Source organism: Arsenicicoccus dermatophilus (assembly GCF_046267915.1).
Lineage (GTDB): Bacteria > Actinomycetota > Actinomycetes > Actinomycetales > Dermatophilaceae > Arsenicicoccus > Arsenicicoccus dermatophilus_A.
The window spans coordinates 414,345-433,261 of sequence record NZ_CP176520.1 but is presented as its reverse complement, the minus strand read 5'-3'; the positions used below and the strand labels follow the sequence as shown (position 1 = coordinate 433,261).

Here is an 18,917-nt window from a genome sequence, read left to right as displayed (position 1 = left end):
GGTCACGACCCGCTGGTGAGGGCGTCGTGCAGCGTCCACGCCTCCCGCGAGCCCGCCCCGTCACCCGCCAGGGTGAGCAACCGCGCCGCGGCCACGGCGTCGGCCTCGGCGCCGGCTCGGTCGCCCCGCCGCTCGCGCAGCCGGGCGCGCTCCAGGTGCAGCCGACCGAGAGGCGCCTCGGGGACGTCCGGGAGCGCGAGGGCCGCCTCCAGCGCGGCCGAGGCCTCGTCCAGGCGCCCTGCCTGCAGGTGCCACCGAACCTCGGTGGTCGCCAGCTCGGCCAGCTCGAAGCTGCTCGCCAGGTGCCCCAGGTGACGCCGGGCCTCGGGCAGCAGCTCCGCCAGCCCGTCGTCGATGCCGTGGCGCACCCGCTGCAGGATCGTCGCCGACACGAACCGCGACCACTGGCGGTGGTCGAGCTCGGGATTGACCTCGGTGGCGGCGACCTCGTGCCAGCGCAGACCCTCCTGGACGTCGTCGTCGTTGAAGGCCTCGTTGCCGAGGGTCCAGGCCACCAGCCCACCGAGGTGGGTGTCCGCCAGCCGGTGGTGCAGGGTCTCCAGCTCCAGCACGAGCGGCGCCGCCGGCAGCCGCCGGGTGGCGAGCGCGGCGATCAGCGCCTCCGCCCGCAGCCCCGCGTCCCCCGCCTCGCCGCTGGCGTCGAGGGCGGCATGCGCGTGGTGGGTCGCCGCCGCGAGGTCCAGCGCCCGGCGGTGGGTGCGGCTGGCGACGGTGTGCGCCTCGGCGGCCAGCGCCGGATGTGACTGGACCCAGGGATGACGGGACAGCGCCTCGGCGGCCGCTGCGGCGTCGGCATACCGCCCGGCCGTCATCAGCGCCGTGACCTGCACCAAGGACATGCCCCACCAGACCTCCGGCCGATCCTGGCGCAGGGCCAGCTCGGCGGTCTCCCGGGCCACGTCGGCCTGCTCCGCCGGGCTCGCGGCGAACCGCGACCGGACCACCCGGGAGGTGAGCGCGGCGAGGTCGCTGGTCCCCCGGTCCTCGCCGGTGTCGTGCGGCGTCCGCCCCCAGTCCCCGCCCGCGAGGTAGCCGCGGGGCAGCGCCAGCCGTCGCTCGAAGACGCTGATCACCCGGGGGCTCGGGTCCCGCCGTCCGGCCTCCAGGTGGGAGACGTAGGACACCGTGAACTCCTCGCCGCCCAGGTCCGCCTGGGACAGGCCGGCCTCGAGCCGGGCCTGCCGCAGCCGCGCGCCGAAGGTCGTGAACCCACCGTCGTCCATGTCCGCCCCTTCGTCATCTCTTCGGTGAACATTGCGGATTCGCCTGGTGCGACCATTGTGTCAAGCGACTTGACAGTGATATCAACTGACGTAGTGGCGCCGTCGCGGCGCGTCGTTGAGGGGCGATTCGCGGCGGCGGCGCCCAGTGCCGCGTATCCGCCCGGCGCGCCGAGATCCCCTGCACCACGCCTCGACCCGCCTCGGAGCAGCGGGTGGGGCCGGCGGCCCGCACCGGCGCGGCCCGGGCTCCCTGCGCGCGTCAGTCGCCGAGCCGCTCGTCCAGGAAACGACCCTGGTCCGAGAGCGTCTGCGCGTCGCCCGCCACCAGCGACCGCCGGACCCCGGCGACCCGTTCGCGCACCGCGCCGAGCTGGTGGACCAGCTCCTGGTCGGCGGTGCGCCCCTGCGGGCCGGGCACCGTCAGCTGGTCGCCCGACAGGTGCAGATAGCCCTCGATGGTGGTCGGGAGGTAGTCGTGGACGGTGCGCTCGACGACGTGCAGGTCGTCCGGGGAGACCGCGAGCCGGGCAGGGCGGGCGAGCACGTCGCGCAGGTCGTCCACGGTGTCCCGGAAGGCCCGGTACCCCGCGGCGGGCATCCGGTTGGCCGCCCGGTCGGTCGAGTCCACCAGCCGCTGCAGGTCGGTGCGCAGCCCCGCGACCAGCTGCTGGGTGCCCTGCGTACCGGTGCGCATGCTCCTGGGCTCGGGCATCACCGCGGCGCCGAGGGCATACACCCCCACCACGGCGGCCGGCCACCAGTCACCGGCCAGATGGGTCGGGACGGTCGCCGCGGCCGTGCCCGCCGCGAGCACGGCGCCCGTGATGTTCTTCCTCGACGCGAGATAGCGCGTCACTGCGTTGCCCGCCACGGTCGTCAGCCTAGCCGGGCGATGTCGCGCTCACCGCGCTGCTGGGCGGCCACGGTGTCGTCCAGCGCGGCGTACATCTCGCCGAAGGCCTCCTTCAGCCGGGCGACCGCCACCTCCGGGGTCTCGCCCGACGCCGCCTGCCGCACCGCGGCCGCCGAGCCGTCGAGCACCCCCGCGGCCGCCCGGTCCGCGCCCGCGACCCGGTCCAGCGCGGCCCGCTGGCCCTGCAGCGCGTCGGACACCACGACCGCGGTCCGCAACGCCGCCATCGTGGTCGTCGCCGCGCGATCGATGCCCGCGACGAGGAGCTCGTTGTTGCCGCGCACCAGGTCCAGCGCCAGATAGCCCTGGACGCACACGGCCAGGTGGGTGAGCAGGTCCTGACGCTTCTGCCGGCAGACGTGCAGGACCCGGTCGCGCAGCACCGCCGCGCGCCCCGGGTCGGTGGTGTCCAGGCCGGCGAGCGCTGCGGTGAGCTGCTCGTCGATGGCGCCGCACAGGACGACGTACTCCTGCAGCTGTCCCAGGAACCGCCACAGGTTGGCGCGCTCACCCGCGATGGCGGCGTTGTCCTTGCGCAGCTCGTCCTGCTGGGTGCGCAGGGCCAGGATCATCATCGTGATCCGGTCCTGGCTGGCGAGGTAGCGCTCGACGTAGTTCCGGACCCGGTCCCCCATCGGCAGGACCCCCAGCAGCTTGCGGGCGGGCCGGTCGAGCTCGGCGGGGTCCAGCTCCTCGACGACGCGGCGCAGCTGCACCAGCTGGTCCGCGGCGGCGCGCTCGGGGCCGCCCTGGATGCGCTCGGCGGACGTGGAGCGGGCCTGCCGGTCCAGCATCCGGCGGCTGAGCGCCGCCGACTCGGCGACCTCCCGGTCGGCCATCGTGCTGAGGTCCCGCACCCGGGCGTCCAGGTCCGGCGAGTGCGGGTCGAGGGCGAGCACCTGCTGCACGAAGCCAGCCGCGTTGGCCCGCAGCGCCTCCTGGACCTGCGGTGCCACGGGTATGTCGAGCCGCCCCGCGCCGGCAGGCTCGGTCTGCCCGCCCGGCTGCGCGGCGGGACGGGGAGCGGGCCGGGCGTCGGGTCCGGCGGGCGGGGTGAGCGCGGGCGGGGTGAGCGCGGGCGCGGCCGCGGCGGCGCCCGCGCCCTCGGGCGGGGTGAGCGGGGTCAGGTCGAGCGAGGACATCGGCGCCTCCCGGGAGCGTGCGTGGGCCCCCTGATCGTGGCACACGGGCCTGCGGGCACGGGACGCGACCAAGGGATGGTCCCTGGTGGCGAGGGTGCGCCATACGGGCTATGAAGGAGCCACACGACGTCTCGAGGAGGAGCCCCCGTGAGCGACCAGACCTTTGCGCCCGACCCGGAGTTCACCGCGCAGGCCAACGGCCGGGCCGAGCTGTTCGACGCGGCGGCGGCCGACCACGAGGGCTTCTGGGCGGACCAGGCCCGGCGCTACGTCACCTGGAGCAAGGACTTCACCCAGGTCCTGGACTGGAGCGAGGCGCCGTTCGCGCGCTGGTTCGCCGACGGCGAGCTCAACGTGGCGTGGAACTGCGTGGACCGCCACGTCGAGGCGGGCAACGGCGACCGGGTCGCGATCCACGTCGAGGGGGCCGACGGCGACCACGAGGCGATCACCTACGCCGACCTGCAGCGCCGGGTCTGCCAGGCGGCCAACGCGCTCACCGAGCTGGGCGTCGCCACCGGCGACCGGGTGGCGATCTACCTGCCCATGATCCCCGAGGCGATCGTGGCGATGCTCGCCTGCGCCCGGCTGGGCGCCCCGCACTCGGTGATCTTCGGCGGCTTCAGCGCCGACGCGATCCGCACCCGCGTCGCCGACGCCGAGGCGCGCGTCGTCATCACCGCCGACGGGCAGCTCCGCAAGGGCCGGGCAGTGCCGCTCAAGTCCGCCGTGGACCAGGCCGTCGCCGCCGAGGACTCCCCCGTCGAGCACGTCGTCGTGGTGCGACGCACCGGCGGCGAGGTCACCTGGGGCGACAAGGACGTGTGGTGGCACGAGCTGGTCGACCGCCAGGACGACCGGCACGAGGCGCAGCCGATGCCGGCCGAGCACCCGCTGTTCATCCTCTACACCTCCGGCACCACCGGGAAGCCCAAGGGCATCCTGCACACCTCCGGCGGCTACCTCACGCAGGTGGCCTACACCAACGCCGTCGTCCACGACCTGCACCCGGAGACCGACGTCTACTGGTGCACCGCCGACATCGGCTGGGTGACCGGCCACTCCTACCTCGTGTACGGGCCCCTCGCCAACGGCGCGACCCAGGTCGTCTTCGAGGGCACGCCCGACCACCCGCACCAGGGCCGCTGGTGGGAGCTCGTCGAGAAGCACAAGGTGACGATCCTCTACACCGCCCCCACCGCCATCCGCACCTGCATGAAGTGGGGCGCGGACATCCCGGCGAGGTACGACCTGTCCTCGCTGCGGGTCCTGGGGTCGGTGGGCGAGCCGATCAACCCCGAGGCCTGGCGGTGGTACCGCTCGACCATCGGCGGCGACCGCTGCCCGGTCGTCGACACCTGGTGGCAGACCGAGACCGGCGCGATCATGATCAGCCCGATGCCGGGCCTGACCACCCTGGAGCCCGGCTCCGCGCAGCGCCCGGTCCCGGGCATCAGCGCGGAGATCCTGGACGACCTGGGCGAGCCGTTCACCGAGCCGGAGAAGGTCGGCTACCTGGTGCTCACGAAGCCCTGGCCGTCGATGCTGCGCGGCATCTGGGGCGACCCCGAGCGCTACCGCGACACCTACTGGAGCCGGTTCGGCGAGAAGTACTACTTCGCCGGGGACGGCGCGAAATACGACGCCGAGGGCAACATCTGGCTGCTCGGGCGCGTGGACGACGTGATGAACGTGTCCGGGCACCGGCTGTCCACCGCCGAGATCGAGTCGGCCCTGGTGGCCCACCCGTCCGTGGCCGAGGCCGCGGTGGTCGGCGCCGCCGACGAGACCACCGGTCAGGCGGTGTGCGCCTTCGTGATCCTGCGCGAGGGGGTCGAGCCGACCGACCGGACGAGCGAGGAGCTGCGGGCCCACGTGGCCACGCAGATCAGCCCGATCGCCCGTCCCCGCTCGCTGACGATCGTCTCCGAGCTGCCGAAGACGCGGTCCGGCAAGATCATGCGGCGCCTGCTCAAGGACGTGGCCGAGGGCCGCGAGATCGGTGACGCGACCACGCTGACCGACGCGTCGGTCATGGACCTCATCAAGCAGGGCATGACCCCGCAGCCCCGCTGACCCCACCCTCGCCGCGCCCGGGCGTCCGGCGTCACAGGTTGCCCGAGAGCTCCTGCGGGTGCCCGTCGGACGCGCCGCGCGGCAGGCCGGTCATCGGGGTCCAGTCGCCCCGGGCGACGAGGACCTCCCGGAGCAGGTCGGGGCGGTCGGAGATGACACCGTCGACCCCGAGGGAGTAGAGCCGGTCCATGGCGACCGGGTCGTTGCAGGTCCAGGTGACGACCCGGACGCCGACGGAGTGCGCCAGGTGGACCACCTCCTCGACGAAGACCGGGACCCGTCCGAGCCGGATCGGCACGTGGGCGAAGTCGGCCGACGCGATCCACCGCGGCACCGGGACGCCGGCCCGGGAGCAGGCGATCAGGGTGGTCAGCGAACGCCACCCCAGGGAGGTCGCCACGCCGGGGACCTCGGCCCGCACCTGATGCAGCCAGCCGTCCCACGCCCCCGCGACGCAGACCCGCTCGCGGTAGCGGCGCTGCCGCAGCACCTGCACCAGCGGACCGATCGCGGCGGCGTCCTTGAGGTCGATGGAGAAGCACGCCTCGGGGAAGGCCTCCAGCGCCTCGACGAGGGTCGGTATGCCGCCCCGCCCGCAGACCCGCAGCCGGCGCACCTCCTCCAGCGTCAGCCGCGAGACCGGACCGGTGCCGTCGGTGACCCGGTCCACCGTCTCGTCGTGGAAGCACACGAGCTCGCCGTCGGCGGTGAGCCGGACGTCGGACTCCAGGTGGCGGACACCGAGCGCCACCGACATCTCGAAGGCCGCCAGGGTGTTCTCGGGTGCGAGCTGGGCCCCACCCCGGTGGGCCAGCGCGAGAGGGCCAGGACCGTCGCCGTACGCCATGCCTCCATGCTCCCCGCCGGACCGGCCGGACGGGCGCCGCGTGCCCGATGCCGCACCGGTGTTCACCCAGGTTTCGCAGCCAGGTCACACCGGGGTCATCCGCGCCCGGCGGGCCCTCCACCTGGGACTCCGGTAGACTCCGACCCTGGTGTGCCGGGAAGTCTGGTCGGCGATCCCCTTGCCGACCCCGCTCCCGAGAGTGAGTCCGTATGCCGCTGCCCGAGCAGCCCGACGCCCCCACCACCCGCGACCCCCACCCCGGCTCCTCCCCCCGGGCCCGCCGTGCCCCGCAGGTCCCGGCCCAGCGTCCCGAGCGCCCGCGGCTGTTCACCCGCGGCACCTGGCGCGAGGCCCAGCGGATCACCGCGGCCCTGCGCACCGAGACCGTCGGCGGCGCCTTGCTGCTGCTGGCCGCGCTGACCGCGATCGTCTGGGCCAACTCGCCCTGGCGCGAGGCGTATGCCGCCCTGCGCGACCTGCACCTGGCCGTTCCGCTGGTGGGGCTGGACCTGTCCCTCGGCCACTGGGCGGCCGACGGTCTGCTCGCGATCTTCTTCTTCGTCGCGGGGGTCGAGCTCAAGCACGAGTTCACCGAGGGCGACCTGTCCGACCGTCGGCGGGCCGCCGTCCCCGTGGCCGCCGCGTGCGCCGGGGTGGCGCTGCCCGCGCTGATCTTCGCCGCGACGGCCCTGCTGCACGGCGGCGACGGCGAGGTGCTGCGCGGGTGGGCGATCCCCACCGCGACCGACATCGCCTTCGCGCTCGCCGTGCTGGCCGTGATCGGCACCCACCTGCCGTCGGCCCTGCGGTCCTTCCTGCTGACCCTCGCGGTCGTGGACGACCTGATCGCGATCACCATCATCGCCGTCGGCTACACCTCCTCCCTGCAGCTGGTCCCCCTGGCCCTCGCCCTGCTCCCGCTGGGCGCCTTCGCCCTCGCCGCGCGTCGCGGCTGGACCTCCCCCTGGCTGCTGATCCCGCTCGCGGTGCTCACCTGGGGCCTGGTGCACGGCTCCGGGATCCACGCCACGGTGGCCGGCGTCCTGCTCGGCCTGGTCACCCCGGTCGACGTGGGCGGCCGGCTGGAGCACGTGGTCCGGCCGGTCTCGGCGGGCTTCGCCGTGCCGCTGTTCGCGTTCTTCGCGGCCGGGGTGACCGTCGTCGGCGGGGGCCTCGGCGAGGCCCTGCGCGACCCGGCCGCCCAGGGGGTGGTCCTGGCCCTCGTCCTCGGCAAGCTGCTCGGCGTCTTCGGTGCGACCTGGCTGCTCGCCCGCTTCACCAGGGCCGAGCTCGACAGCGACATCACCTGGTCCGACCTGCTCGGCCTGTCCCTGCTCGCCGGGATCGGCTTCACCGTGTCGCTGCTCGTGGGCGAGCTGGCCTACGGCACGGGCTCCCCGCGCGATGACCACGTCAAGCTCGCCGTGCTGGTCGGGTCCCTGCTCGCGGCCCTCCTCGCCGGGATCGTGCTGCGCCGCCGCAACCAGCACTACCGCGAGGTCGAGGCCCGGGAGAGCTCCGACGAGGACCAGGACGGTGTCCCGGACGTCTACCAGGCCGAGGGCTCGCACCTGGCGACCCCGCGGGCGGCCGGGCCCACCGCATGAGCCCCCGGGGCGGCCGGCGGCGCTCTCCCGGCTGGGTGCCCCAGCAGCACGGTGCCTGGGCCATGCTCGCCGTCCCCGCGGTCACGGGCACCACGCTGCTCGTCCGCGACCACGGCTGGCGGTGGGCGGCGCTGCCCGTCCTCGCCCTCACCCTGCTCGGCTACCTGCTGCTCAACGCCACGAGCCTGTGGCTCAGGTCCTGGCGCAAGGCCCGATACCTGCCTCCGGTGCGGGCCTACGCCTCCGCCACGGCGATCCTCGGGCTGATCACGCTGCTGCTCGCCCCCGCCCTGGCCGGATGGCTCGTGCCCGCGGCGCCGCTCGTCGGGGTCGCCCTCGTCCTCGCCGCACGACGCCAGGACCGGGCACTGGCGAGCGGGCTGGTCACCGTGACCGCGGCGTGCCTGGTCACCCCGGTCCTGTGGAGCGCCGGGCTGCCCGGCCGCGCCCCGCTGGGCGCGCTCACGGCCGTCGCCGACGCGGTGCGGGACCCGGCCCCGCGCCGGGCCGCCGGCGTGGCGGTCCTCACGACCGTGGCCCAGCTGACGTACTTCGTGGGGACCGTGGCCTACGTCAAGACGATGATCCGCGAGCGCGGCGACCGGGGCTGGCTCGTCGGCTCGGTCGCCTATCACGCGGCATGCACGCTCGCGCTGCTGACGGCGGCCGCGCTCGGCACACCGCCGCTGGTGCACCCGCTCGCCCGCTGGGCGCTGGTGGTGCTGATGGGGGTCACGACGGCACGAGCCGCCCTGATGCCGCGCCTGGCCGCGCGCCCCGGGCGCACCATCACCCCCCTGCAGGTGGGTCTGCTGGAGCTCGGTCTCAGCGCGGCGCTGCTCGCCTGCTGCCTGGCCCTGTGACCGGCGAGCCGGCTCCACGTCGCCGTCCCGAGGTCACGATGCGGACACCCGCGGCGAGCATCACGGCTGGTGGTCCAGCCCGTGGGTATGGTTTCCGGTGAATGTGTGCATGACAAGGTCAGAGCCTGACCTGACGGCGAGTGGCGAACCGGGCATCGGTCGCACCGGCGTCACCGAGCCCACCAGAGGAGCTATCTCCATGTCGACGTCATACAACGAGCAGGAGCACGAGGCCCGCCGCGCCGTCCGCGACCAGGAGGCCCGGTCCTACGCCGACACCCACCCGACCACCGCACGCACCATCGGCCAGCTCGTCGCCGACGCCACGCAGGACGTCTCGAGCATCATCCGCAACGAGATCCAGCTGGCCAAGTCGGAGATGAAGACCGACGTCACCAGGGCAGGCAAGGGCATCGCGATGTTCGCCGTCGCCGGCGTCATGGCCTTCCTGGGCCTGATCTTCCTGCTCCACACGCTGGCCTGGGCGCTCATCGGGCTGGGCCTGGCGGCCTGGCTGGCCTACCTCGTCGTCACGCTGATCCTGCTCGGCATCGCCGGCGCGCTCGCCATGGTGGGCAAGAAGTCGATGACCAAGCTCAACGTCAAGCCCGAGCGCACCATCCGCAACGCGCAGGAGACCGTGCAGGCGCTCAAGCCCGCCAAGCCCACCGCGACCGGCTCCGGGACCAACCCGGCGGCCTACACCGGGACCACCCGCACCACGGGTGCGAGCTCGGCGACGCACGGCACCACCGGCACCGGCTACGACACCCGCACCGACGACACCCAGGTCCTGGACTCCCGGTCCCCCGAGACGGCGGTCTACGACACCACCGGCCAGGACGGCGGAGCCCACCGCGCCGACGTCTGACCGGCATCTCTGCCGAAGGGCCGACCCCAGCACCGGGGCCGGCCCTTCGGCGTCGCCGGGCCCCTCCGGGCAATCACCCGGGTCCCGGCCGTCCTGACAGGATGGTCCTGATGACCGACGGCACCATGCGCGACGCCGCCAGCACCCTCGTGGAGGGCCCCTGGCGGCACCGCTTCGTCTCGGCCAACGGCGCCCGTTTCCACGTGGCCGAGCTGGGGGACGGCCCCCTGGTGGTGCTGCTGCACGACTTCCCCGAGTTCTGGTGGGCCTGGCGGCACCAGATGGTCCCCCTGGCCGAGGCCGGCTGGCGGGTCGCGGCGCTGGACCTGCGCGGCTTCGGCGCCAGCGACAAGCCTCCAGTGGGCTACGACACCTTCACCTCCGCCTCCGACGTGGCCTGCGTGATCCGGTCGCTGGGCGAGGACTCGGCCGCCGTCGTGGGCCAGGGGCTCGGCGCCTGGATCGCCTGGGCCCTGCCCTGCCTGGAGCCGGAGACCACGCGCGCGGTGGTCGCCCTGGGCTGCCCCCACCCGCTGGCGCTGCGGGCCGCGTCGTTGACCCTGCCCACCCAGCTCCAGGCCGGACGCACCTTCGCGGGTCTGCAGCGGCCCTTCGTGCCGGAGCGGCAGATGGGCGACCCCGCGTCGGGCTACGTCGCCCGGGTGCTGTCCGCGTGGTCCGCGCCCGGGGCGACCTGGCTCACCCCCGAGATCACCCGGCGGTATGCCGAGCAGATGGCCCTGCCCTTCGTGGCCCACTCGGCAGCGGAGTACTACCGGTGGATGGCGCGCTCGCAGCTGTGGATCTCGGGGCAGCGGTGGGCCCGGGCCCTGCGCCGCCCGATCCAGGTGCCGGTGCTGCACCTGCACGGAGCCGAGGACCGTGCGGTGCTCCCCGCGACGATCGGGGGCTCCGCGCGGCACACGGCCGCCGGGCTCGACGCGCACGTCCTGCCGGGGGCGGGCCACTTCCTGGCCGAGGAGGTCCCAGAGCCGGTCACCGCCCACCTGGTGGGCTGGCTGGCGCGGCGCGCCCGCTGAGCCCTCGACGGGGCGGGGTCAGCGGGTGGTGCAGGCACCGGTGTCGACCGGCTTGTGCGCCGTGACCGCGGCCGCGATGACCGCACGGGTGGCGGAGGTCGTCAGCGCGTAGCCGGTGCTCGGGTCGTCCACCGAGGTGGCGAAGACCGTGCCCGCGACGGCGCCATCGGTGGTCAGGAGCGGACCGCCGGAGTTGCCGGGGCGCACCGCGGCATACACCGAGTAGACCTGGCGGACCACTCCCGACCGCCCGTAGATGTCGGACCCGCTGGCCGCCATCACGGAGCGGACGCGCCCCGCCCCGAGGCGGTAGGGACCGCCGCCGGGGAAGCCGGCCACCACCACCGACTGCCGGGCCGGCAGCGCGGGCGCGGTCGACAGCGGCGGGGCGGGCAGGCCGGGCACGGCCAGGACGGCCAGGTCCAGCTTGGGGTCGAAGGCCACGACGGTGGCGAGGTAGCGCCGGCCGGTGCCCCCGATCCGCACCCGCACCCGGTCGGTGCCGGCGACGACGTGGGCGTTGGTGACGACCCGCTCGGGGGCCGGCACCCACCCGCTGCCGTCCTGCTCCCGACGGCAGTCGGCGGCGTCGCCGACCACCTGGACGATCGACCGGGCGGCGGCGGCCACCCCCGGGGTCTGGACGACGCGCGGGTCCGGCGGCTCGGCCGAGGCGATGGGCTCCGCCGCGATCCCGTCGAAGACGCGCGGGAACTCCGTCGCCTCCAGCTGCTGCCGGAAGCCGGTGAAGGCCCGGCTGGCCGCCGGGGGCATGACCTCGTCGATCGTGCGCAGCACCCGCGAGGCCGCGACCGTGCGGGCGAGCGCGCCGGGGGCGGCCACGCGCAGGGCGTCACCCGCGAACCACACGAGTCCGGCGACGACGACGAGCGCGGCCACCGCCCCGGCCAGGGCGTCCACCAGCTGCACGGGCCGCAGCCGCACCCGGTCCCGGAGCATCGAGCCGAGCACGGACAGGGCGACCTGGCCCACCGAGCCGAGCAGGAGCACTCCCAGCGACAGCGTGCCGATCCGCAGCGGGACGTTGCCGTGCAGCGCACCGACGTGATCGAGGAGCGGGGGCAGCGCCCACATCCCCACCACCGCGCCGAGGAGGAAGCCGATGGTCGCGCTGGCGGACAGCACCAGTCCGCTGCGCCACCCGGCGACGGCGGTGACCACGAGGAGCAGGACGACGAGCGCGTCGAGGACGAGCGGGTCCACCGGTCAGCCCCACATCCGCTCGGGCAGCGGCTCGTGGCGGGACCGGTCCCAGGGCCGGTCCAGCCCGGCGAGCGACAGCAGCCGGGTGAGCACCCCGGCGGTGAAGCCCCAGACGAGGAGCCCGTCGACCTCGAAGGCCGGGCCCCGGTAGCCGCTGGGGTGGGTGACGGTGAACCGGTTGGCCGGGTCGACCAGCTCGTCGAGGGGTGCGCGCAGCACCGCGGCCACCTCGCCCGGGTCGACCGCGGAGACCGGGTGCGGGTCGCGCCACCAGGCCACGACCGGGGTGACACCGAAGTCACGGTGCGGCAGGTAGAGCTCGGGGACGCTGGCCAGCACCTCCACCGTCTCCGGACGCAGGCCCACCTCCTCGCGGGACTCCCGCAGGGCGGCCGCCACCACGTCCTCGCCCGGCTCCAGCGAGCCGCCGGGGAAGGACACCTGCCCGGCGTGGGAGCGCATGGTGTGGGCGCGCTCGGTGAGCAGCACGTCCTGGCGCATGGGGTCGTCGGCGCAAGGCCCGACGAGCACGAGCACGCCGGCCCGGCGCCCGGCACCGGCCTCGGGCGGCAGGAAGCGGGAGTAGAAGGACGGCGGCGTCGCACCCATCCGGGCCACCAGGTGGTCGAGCCAGGCCGGTCGCGGCGCCGAGGGCTCCGCGCTCACCCGGTCACCTCGGCCCAGCGGGCGGCGAGCCCGGAGGGGGCGGCACCGAGCCGCTCGGGCCACGGGGCTCCCTCGGCCAGCTCGTACTTCGCCAGCCGGCGGGCCTTGACCGGGTCGGTCTCGCCCTCGCCGTAGGCCGGGCACAGGGAGGCGATCGGGCAGACCCCGCACGCGGGCTTGCGGGCGTGGCACAGTCGCCTGCCGTGATAGATGAGGACGTGCGAGAGCATCGTCCACTCCTTGCGCGGGATGAGCGCGGCGACCTCGTGCTCGACCTTGACCGGGTCGTCCTCGCCCGTCCACCCCAGGCGCCGCACGAGCCGCCCGACGTGGGTGTCGACCGTGATCCCGGGGACCCCGAAGGCATTGCCCAGCACGACGTTGGCGGTCTTGCGACCGACACCCGGCAGGGTCACGAGGTCCTCGAGCCGCCCGGGGACCTGGCCGTCGTACCGCTCGACGAGGGCCTGCCCGAGCTTGATCAGGGAGTCGGTCTTGGCGCGGTAGAAACCGGTCGGGCGGATCAGCTCCTCCAGCTCGCTCCGGTCGGCCGCGGCGTACGCCTGGGCCGTCGGGTAGCGACGGAACAGCTCGGGGGTGACCTTGTTGACCCCCACGTCGGTGGTCTGCGCGGAGAGCACGGTCGCCACCAGCAGCTCCAGCGGCGTGGTGAAGTCCAGCTCGCAGATCGCGTACGGATAGGTCTCGGCCAGCTCGCGGTAGGTCCGGCGGGCACGACGGGTCAGCGCCAGCGGCGTCTCCCCGGTCGGGGTCGGCTGCGAGGCGGTCTCCTGGGTGGGCACCGGGTCAGGCTACTCGTCCCGTCCGGGAGACCTCTGCGCGTGCAGCAGTCTGATCCGTCCGCGCCCCAGGGCGATCCGCGCAGGTCGACAGGCTCATCAGGTCGGGGTCACCAGGCACGCGGCGTGACAGATGGCACAATGGCGGCCGTGGACAACGACGTGGTGAGAAGGTCTCCGCTGTTCGCGGCTCTCGACGACGAGGCCGCCGGCGCCCTTCAGGCTCAGATGACCCCGGTGCACCTCGACCGAGGGGAGGTCCTGTTCCACGAGGGGGCGCAGGGCGACGCGCTCTACATCATCCGTGACGGCAAGGTGAAGCTCGGCCGGACCTCCGGCGACGGTCGCGAGAACCTCTTTGCCGTCCTCGGGCCGGGCGAGATGTTCGGCGAGCTGTCGCTGTTCGACCCGGGCCCGCGCACCCTGACCGCCACCGCGGTCGCCGAGACCGAGCTCGTCGGGCTGCGCCACGACAGCCTGCGTGGCTGGCTGCAGGGCCGCCCCGAGGTCTCCATGACCCTGCTCGCCGCGCTGGCCCGACGCCTGCGCCGCACCAACGAGTCGCTCGCCGACATGGTCTTCACCGACGTCCCGGGCCGCGTGGCCAAGGCGCTGGTCGACCTCTCCCGCCGGTTCGGGCGCCCTTGCGAGGACGGGGTGCTCGTCGCCCACGACCTGACCCAGGAGGAGCTGGCCCAGCTGGTCGGCGCCTCCCGCGAGACCGTCAACAAGTCGCTCGCCGACTTCGCGAGCCGAGGCTGGATCCGGCTCGAGGCGCGCGCGGTCGTGCTGATCGACATGGAGCGGCTCTACCGCCGCGCCCGCTGACCTGACCGCTCCCGAGCGGTCCTGCTGCGGGACCGTCCTGCTGCCGGGCCGGGCCCGACCCGGGCCGCATGCCCGGGCGGGCCAGGTCAGGACCCGCCAGCCAGGTGCTCCAGCTGGGCGAGCACGCTGAGCCGGGCCGCCGGCCACAGCTCGCGCGGCACCTCGGCGTAGACCCGCTCGACCACCTCGTCGGCCGTGGTGTCCCCGGCCGCGAGCGCCGCTCGCACCTGGCCGAGCCGCTCGCGACGGTGGTGCAGGTAGTACGCCACTGCCTGCTCGGCCGCCGTCACGGTGGGTCCGTGCCCGGGCAGGATCCGGGTGACCTCGCCCGAGCCGGTGAGCCGGTGCAGCCGCTCCAGCGAGGCGAGGTAGTCCCCGAGCACGCCGTCAGGGTGGGCGACCACGGTGGTCCCCCGGCCCAGCAGGGTGTCGCCGGTCAGCACCGCGGCGTCGGCCGGCAGCACGAAGGAGGTCGAGTCCGCGGTGTGCCCCGGTGTGGCGAGGACCGCCACCTCCAGGGCACCGACCTGAAGCTGGTCGCCCTCGTGCAGGTCCGCGGGCCCGTCACCGATCGCCCGCACGCAGGTGCCGGCCAGCTCGGCGAACCGCCCTGCCCCCTCGGCGTGGTCGGGGTGACCATGGGTCAGCAGGGTGTGGGTGACCCGTCGCCCGCCCGCCGTGGCGGCGGCGAGCACCGTCTGCAGGTGGGTCTCGTCGAGGGGCCCGGGGTCCACGACCGCGACGGCCTCGTCCCCGGGCTCGGCCAACAGCCAGGTGTTGGTGCCGTCCAGGGTCATCGGGCCGGGGTTGGGCGCGAGCACGCAGGTCGCGCGGGGCGTCACGGCTCCCCCGTGCCACTGCCCGAGCGCCGCGGTCGGGGCGGGGGGCCGGCCGGGGGCCGTCATGCCTGCTCCGGCCGTATGCCGGCTGCCCCGGGCGGCGCGGACCTGGTGGTCGCGGCGCCTCGGGCGGTGGCCGGGACCGGGGCGCGGAGCATCACGACGCCGGGCTCGACCTCGACCAGCTCGGGCGAGATCGTCCAGACCTCGGGCCGCTCGGCGACGAGGGCGGCGGCGGCGGTGGCCTCGGCGAGCTGCTCGACGGCGACGACGGTGGGCGGCAGCATCAGGACGCTGCCCTGCTCCAGGCGGGCGAGCACGTCTGCGGGGTACCACCAGCCGGCGGTGTCGGCCTCGGTGGTGCGGTCGTCGGGGTGCTGCCCGGCGGGCAGGAGCGCGGCGAAGAAGGCCGTGTCGTAGCGCCGCGACTCGAAGGCCGGGGTGATCCAGCGGGCGCGGTAGGCCAGCAGGTCCGAGCGCAGCACGAGCCCGCGGCGCAGGAGCAGGTCGGTGAGGCTGAGCTCGCGGGCCTCGAGGGCGACCCGGTCGGCGTGCCACTCGGGGGTCGCGAGGTCGCGGACGACGTCGTCGGGGCCGGTGCCGGCGAGCAGCACCCCGCACTCCTCGAAGACCTCGCGCACGGCGGTGACGACGAGCTGCCGGGCGACGGCGGCGGGTCGGCCCATGCGCTCGGCCCACTGCTGCGGGGTGGGCCCGGCCCAGTGGTCGCGGGCGAGGGCCTCGTCGGCGTCGCGCGGGTCGACCCCGCCGCCGGGGAAGACCATCATCCACGGCGCGAACTCCATGGTCGCGACGCGGCGCAGCATGAAGACCTCGACGCCGGCACCGTCCTCGGCGTCGCGCACGAGCTGGACGGTGGCGGCCTGCCGCACCGGGCGCTCGGCGCGGACCTCGGGGTCGCCGTCGAGCCACCGTCGGGCGCGCTCACCGAGCCCGCCCGACGGGAAGTCCCGCTCGACGCGGGTCATCGGCTCAGTCGTCCTCGCGCAGCGCGACGGTGATCTCGACCTCGACGGGGGCGTCGAGCGGCAGGACCGCGACGCCGACGGCGGAGCGGGCGTGGATCCCGGCGTCGCCGAAGGCCGTGCCGAGCAGCTCGCTGGCGCCGTTGATCACGCCGGGCTGGCCGGTGAAGGAGGGGTCGCTGGCCACGAAGCCGACGACCTTGACGACCTGGGCGACCTGGTCCAGGTCGCCGACGACGGACTTGACGGCGGCGATGGCGTTGAGCGCGCAGGTCTGGGCGAGCTCCTTGGCGCGGTCGGGGCTGACCAGGCCCTCCCCCTCGCCGACCTTGCCGGTGGCGGCGAGGGAGCCGGACACCATCGGCAGCTGGCCGGAGGTGTAGACGCGACGTCCGTCCCGCTGGGCGGGGACGTAGGCGGCCACGGGGGCGGCCACCTCGGGGACGGTGAGGCCGAGCTCGGCGAGACGGTCTTCGACAGCACTCATGGTGGGACTCCTGGTTGCGAGAGGTGGTGCGGCTCAGGCCTGGCGGGGCCGCTTGAGATAGGCCACGAGGTTGCCCTCGGGCGACTGCAGGACCTGCACGAGCTCCCAGCCGTCCTCGCCCCACTGGTCGAGGATCTGCTTGGTGGCGTGGACGATCAGCGGCACGGTGGCGTACTCCCAGGTGGTCATGGCGGCACTCTATCCACGTGTGGGCGAGCCCACCCGGCCGGATCGGCGCTCTGCGCCCCCCGGCGAGGTCCCCGCACTAGCATCGAGGTCATGGCTGCCCCCACGGACCCCCAGGCCTGGCGCTCGGCCCGCCTGCACGTGGTGACCGGCAAGGGGGGCACGGGCAAGTCCACGGTGGCGGCCGCGCTGGCGCTGGCCCTGGCCGACGCGGGCCGGCGGGTCCTGCTGGCCGAGGTGGAGCGGCGTCAGTCCCTGGCGCCGCTCCTGGGCTGCGCGCCCCTGGACGACCGGGAGCGGCTGGTCCGGGCGGGTGCGACCGGCGGGGAGCTGCACGCCGTCGCGGTCGACGCGCACCAGTCGCTGCGCGAGTACCTCGCCACCCACTACCGGCTGGGCGCCGCGGGCGCCGTGCTGGACCAGGTGGGGGCGGTGGAGCTCGCCACGAGCATCGCCCCGGGGCTGGGCGACGTGCTGCTCATGGGCAAGGTCTACGACGTCGCCCGGCGCACCCCCGCCCACCAGCGCCCCAGGGGCGCGCCCGACCACTACGACGCCGTCGTCCTGGACGCGCCGCCGACGGGCCGGGTGGTGCGCTTCCTCGACGCGAGCGGGCAGGTCGCGGACCTGGCCCGGGTCGGTCCGATCCGGCAGCAGGCCGACGCCGTGAGCGCACTGGTGCACTCCGCGCAGACGGCGGTGCACCTGGTGACCCTGCTCGAGGAGATGCCCGTGACCGAGACCGTCGAGGCGGTGGCCGAGCTGCGCCGGGAGGGGCTGAACCCCGGTCTCCTGGTCGTCGACCGGGTGCGCGACGACGGTATGACGGAGGACGACCTGGCCGGGTTCGACGCCGCCGTGGCCGGGGAGGTCACCGAGGCCGACGTGGCCGCGGAGCTGGCGGCCGCGGGGGTGCCGGGTCCCGCGCTGCTGGCCGGGGGGCTGCTCGAGCGGGCCCGGGTCCACGCGTCCCGCCTGCAGGTGGAGGGCGAGCAGCAGGAGGTCCTCGACCGCCTAGGGCTGCCCACCGTGCTGCTCCCTCAGCTCGTGGCCGGGGTGACGCCGCAGAGCCTGCCGGAGCTGGCGGCCCTGCTCACCGACCAGGTGGGCGGTCTGGCGTGAGCACCACCGACGCGCCCCGCCCGCTTCCCCGGCATACCGCCGCAGGCCTGGCCGGGCTCGCCCGCGACCCGGGCACCCGGGTGGTGCTGTGCTGCGGTGCGGGGGGCGTCGGCAAGACGACGACCTCTGCCGCGCTGGCGCTGGCCGCGGCCGAGTCGGGGCGCCGCGTCGTGGTCCTCACCATCGACCCGGCCCGCCGTCTGGCTCAGTCCCTCGGCCTGGTCGAGCTGGACGACGTGCCGCGGGAGGTGGCGGGCGTCGACCGGACGGGGGGCGGCCGCCTCGACGCGATGATGCTGGACATGAAGCGCACCTTCGACCAGGTGGTGGTGACCCACGCCTCGCCGCGGACCGCGGAGCAGATCCTGGCCAATCCGTTCTACCAGGCGGTCTCCAGCTCCTTCGCGGGCACGCAGGAGTACATGGCGATGGAGAAGCTCGGGCAGCTGCGCGAGCAGGCCGACCGCGAAGGCACCTGGGACCTGGTCGTCGTGGACACCCCGCCGAGCCGGTCCGCGCTGGACTTCCTGGACGCGCCCGCCCGGCTCGGGTCGTTCCTGGACGGGCGCCTGGTGCGGCTGCTGACGGCTCCGGCGCGGGTGGGTGGCCGGCTGGGCGCCCGCTCCCTCGTCGGCGGCATGTCGCTCGCGACGTCGGTGCTGAGCCGGCTGCTCGGCGGTGAGCTGCTGCGGGAGGTGCAGACCTTCGTGCTGGCGCTGGACTCGGTGTTCGGGGGTTTTCGCGAGCGGGCCGACCGGACCTACGCGATGCTCGCCGAGCCGGGCACCGCCTTCGTGGTCGTGACCACACCGGAGCCCGCGGCGGTGCGGGAGGCGGAGTTCTTCATGGACCGGCTGCGCGCGGAGGCGATGCCGCTCGCCGGTGTCGTCGTCAACAGGGTCGTGCGCCCGGTGACGGGGTCGCCGGGCGCACGGGAGGCGATGTCGGTCGCGCAGCGGCTGCCGGCACGGGGCCCCGCGGGAGCGACGAGGGCGCTGCTGCGTCTCGCGGCGGCCGACGGCGAGGTCGCCGAGCGCCAGGCCGCGGTGGTGGCGGGGCTGCGTCAGCGGGCGGGAGGGCTGCCGCTGAGCGAGGTGCCGGCCGCGGGGACGGACGTGCACGACCTGACCGGTCTGCGGACGGTGGCCGACTCGCTGTGAGCCGCCGCCGGCGACC

The 18,917-nt window shown here is 75.0% G+C and carries 19 protein-coding genes; 8 read left to right on the top strand and 11 right to left on the bottom strand.

The genetic code is table 11. From position 1 onward, the window contains the following. Positions 1-2: 2 nt before the first annotated feature. The 3 genes from ACK2IS_RS02345 to ACK2IS_RS02335 all read right to left on the bottom strand — a co-directional run bounded on the left by ACK2IS_RS02345 (position 3) and on the right by ACK2IS_RS02335 (position 3,299). On the bottom strand, positions 3-1,244 hold the full coding sequence (locus ACK2IS_RS02345) for a multiprotein-bridging factor 1 family protein (RefSeq protein WP_409484556.1): 1,242 nt from the start codon (positions 1,242-1,244) through the stop codon (positions 3-5). Between the two features lie 259 nt (positions 1,245-1,503). Continuing rightward, the gene (locus ACK2IS_RS02340; protein WP_409484555.1) at positions 1,504-2,115 is read right to left on the bottom strand and encodes a hypothetical protein; all 612 of its coding nucleotides are present in this window, start codon (positions 2,113-2,115) and stop codon (positions 1,504-1,506) included. Positions 2,116-2,120: 5 nt separating this feature from the next. After that, positions 2,121-3,299 carry a toxic anion resistance protein gene (locus tag ACK2IS_RS02335; protein ID WP_409484554.1) on the bottom strand — a complete coding sequence of 393 codons (1,179 nt, stop codon included), beginning with the start codon at positions 3,297-3,299 and terminating at the stop codon, positions 2,121-2,123. 147 nt (positions 3,300-3,446) lie between these two features. On the opposite strand from ACK2IS_RS02335, the gene acs reads away from it, so the two are divergent. Continuing rightward, positions 3,447-5,375 (top strand): acetate--CoA ligase, encoded by a 1,929-nt coding sequence (acs, locus tag ACK2IS_RS02330; RefSeq protein WP_409484553.1) that lies wholly within the window; start codon positions 3,447-3,449, stop codon positions 5,373-5,375. 31 nt (positions 5,376-5,406) lie between these two features. On the opposite strand, the gene ACK2IS_RS02325 is transcribed toward acs, so the two are convergent. Then, the gene (locus ACK2IS_RS02325) at positions 5,407-6,222 is read right to left on the bottom strand and encodes a glycerophosphodiester phosphodiesterase family protein (protein WP_409484552.1); all 816 of its coding nucleotides are present in this window, start codon (positions 6,220-6,222) and stop codon (positions 5,407-5,409) included. Positions 6,223-6,431: 209 nt separating this feature from the next. Here ACK2IS_RS02325 and nhaA point away from each other — a divergent pair, with 209 nt between their 5' ends. The 4 genes from nhaA to ACK2IS_RS02305 all read left to right on the top strand — a co-directional run bounded on the left by nhaA (position 6,432) and on the right by ACK2IS_RS02305 (position 10,603). Further along, positions 6,432-7,829 carry a Na+/H+ antiporter NhaA gene (gene nhaA / locus ACK2IS_RS02320; protein WP_409484551.1) on the top strand — a complete coding sequence of 466 codons (1,398 nt, stop codon included), beginning with the start codon at positions 6,432-6,434 and terminating at the stop codon, positions 7,827-7,829. A gap of 35 nt (positions 7,830-7,864) precedes the next feature. Then, positions 7,865-8,692, top strand: coding sequence for a YwiC-like family protein (locus ACK2IS_RS02315; protein ID WP_409484550.1), 828 nt, complete (start codon positions 7,865-7,867; stop codon positions 8,690-8,692). 199 nt (positions 8,693-8,891) lie between these two features. After that, positions 8,892-9,563, top strand: coding sequence for a phage holin family protein (locus ACK2IS_RS02310; protein WP_409484549.1), 672 nt, complete (start codon positions 8,892-8,894; stop codon positions 9,561-9,563). Between the two features lie 110 nt (positions 9,564-9,673). Then, positions 9,674-10,603, top strand: a complete 930-nt coding sequence (locus ACK2IS_RS02305; protein WP_409484548.1) for an alpha/beta fold hydrolase — start codon at positions 9,674-9,676, stop codon at positions 10,601-10,603. Between the two features lie 18 nt (positions 10,604-10,621). On the opposite strand, the gene ACK2IS_RS02300 is transcribed toward ACK2IS_RS02305, so the two are convergent. From ACK2IS_RS02300 to nth, 3 genes are read right to left on the bottom strand one after another with little or no spacing between them, the layout of a single operon-like run. Then, on the bottom strand, positions 10,622-11,827 hold the full coding sequence (locus ACK2IS_RS02300) for a MarP family serine protease (protein WP_409484547.1): 1,206 nt from the start codon (positions 11,825-11,827) through the stop codon (positions 10,622-10,624). Positions 11,828-11,830: 3 nt separating this feature from the next. After that, complete coding sequence (locus ACK2IS_RS02295; RefSeq protein WP_409484546.1) at positions 11,831-12,493, bottom strand: NUDIX hydrolase; 663 nt, start codon at positions 12,491-12,493, stop codon at positions 11,831-11,833. Next, positions 12,490-13,296: an endonuclease III gene (gene nth / locus ACK2IS_RS02290; protein ID WP_409484545.1), complete on the bottom strand. Its 807-nt coding sequence runs from the start codon at positions 13,294-13,296 to the stop codon at positions 12,490-12,492. The genes ACK2IS_RS02295 and nth overlap by 4 nt, the downstream gene beginning before the upstream one ends. A 147-nt stretch (positions 13,297-13,443) precedes the next feature. On the opposite strand from nth, the gene ACK2IS_RS02285 reads away from it, so the two are divergent. After that, positions 13,444-14,121, top strand: a complete 678-nt coding sequence (locus ACK2IS_RS02285) for a Crp/Fnr family transcriptional regulator (RefSeq protein WP_241449824.1) — start codon at positions 13,444-13,446, stop codon at positions 14,119-14,121. A gap of 86 nt (positions 14,122-14,207) precedes the next feature. Here ACK2IS_RS02285 and ACK2IS_RS02280 read toward each other — a convergent pair whose 3' ends face one another. The 4 genes from ACK2IS_RS02280 to ACK2IS_RS02265 are packed head-to-tail and all read right to left on the bottom strand — an operon-like array spanning position 14,208 to position 16,622. Further along, positions 14,208-15,026: an MBL fold metallo-hydrolase gene (locus tag ACK2IS_RS02280; RefSeq protein ID WP_409484544.1), complete on the bottom strand. Its 819-nt coding sequence runs from the start codon at positions 15,024-15,026 to the stop codon at positions 14,208-14,210. Then, positions 15,023-15,949, bottom strand: a complete 927-nt coding sequence (locus ACK2IS_RS02275) for an NUDIX hydrolase (protein WP_409484543.1) — start codon at positions 15,947-15,949, stop codon at positions 15,023-15,025. Before ACK2IS_RS02275 ends, ACK2IS_RS02280 begins: the two co-directional genes overlap by 4 nt. 4 nt (positions 15,950-15,953) lie before the next feature. Next, positions 15,954-16,433 (bottom strand): RidA family protein, encoded by a 480-nt coding sequence (locus ACK2IS_RS02270; RefSeq protein ID WP_409484542.1) that lies wholly within the window; start codon positions 16,431-16,433, stop codon positions 15,954-15,956. A gap of 33 nt (positions 16,434-16,466) precedes the next feature. Next, positions 16,467-16,622, bottom strand: a complete 156-nt coding sequence (locus ACK2IS_RS02265) for a hypothetical protein (RefSeq protein WP_409484541.1) — start codon at positions 16,620-16,622, stop codon at positions 16,467-16,469. 90 nt (positions 16,623-16,712) lie between these two features. Between ACK2IS_RS02265 and ACK2IS_RS02260 the strand changes: the two genes are divergently transcribed. Both ACK2IS_RS02260 and ACK2IS_RS02255 read left to right on the top strand, forming a co-directional pair. Beyond that, entirely contained in the window at positions 16,713-17,741 is a 1,029-nt protein-coding gene (locus ACK2IS_RS02260) for an ArsA family ATPase (RefSeq protein ID WP_409484540.1), read from the top strand. Continuing rightward, a complete protein-coding gene (locus ACK2IS_RS02255; RefSeq protein ID WP_409484539.1) occupies positions 17,738-18,901 on the top strand; it encodes an ArsA family ATPase in 1,164 nt (387 codons plus the stop codon). The genes ACK2IS_RS02260 and ACK2IS_RS02255 overlap by 4 nt, the downstream gene beginning before the upstream one ends. The last annotated feature ends 16 nt before the right edge of the window (positions 18,902-18,917 follow it).

Bases quoted from the DNA above. Each gene is read 5' to 3' on its own strand.
- ACK2IS_RS02345 (WP_409484556.1), bottom strand. From the start codon at position 1,244: ATGGACGACGGTGGGTTCACGACCTTCGGCGCGCGGCTGCGGCAGGCC.
- ACK2IS_RS02335 (WP_409484554.1), bottom strand. From the start codon at position 3,299: ATGTCCTCGCTCGACCTGACCCCGCTCACCCCGCCCGAGGGCGCGGGC.
- ACK2IS_RS02325 (WP_409484552.1), bottom strand. From the start codon at position 6,222: ATGGCGTACGGCGACGGTCCTGGCCCTCTCGCGCTGGCCCACCGGGGT.
- nhaA (WP_409484551.1), top strand. From the start codon at position 6,432: ATGCCGCTGCCCGAGCAGCCCGACGCCCCCACCACCCGCGACCCCCAC.
- ACK2IS_RS02310 (WP_409484549.1), top strand. From the start codon at position 8,892: ATGTCGACGTCATACAACGAGCAGGAGCACGAGGCCCGCCGCGCCGTC.
- ACK2IS_RS02305 (WP_409484548.1), top strand. From the start codon at position 9,674: ATGACCGACGGCACCATGCGCGACGCCGCCAGCACCCTCGTGGAGGGC.
- ACK2IS_RS02280 (WP_409484544.1), bottom strand. From the start codon at position 15,026: ATGACGGCCCCCGGCCGGCCCCCCGCCCCGACCGCGGCGCTCGGGCAG.
- ACK2IS_RS02275 (WP_409484543.1), bottom strand. From the start codon at position 15,949: ATGACCCGCGTCGAGCGGGACTTCCCGTCGGGCGGGCTCGGTGAGCGC.
- ACK2IS_RS02270 (WP_409484542.1), bottom strand. From the start codon at position 16,433: ATGAGTGCTGTCGAAGACCGTCTCGCCGAGCTCGGCCTCACCGTCCCC.
- ACK2IS_RS02265 (WP_409484541.1), bottom strand. From the start codon at position 16,622: ATGACCACCTGGGAGTACGCCACCGTGCCGCTGATCGTCCACGCCACC.
- ACK2IS_RS02260 (WP_409484540.1), top strand. From the start codon at position 16,713: ATGGCTGCCCCCACGGACCCCCAGGCCTGGCGCTCGGCCCGCCTGCAC.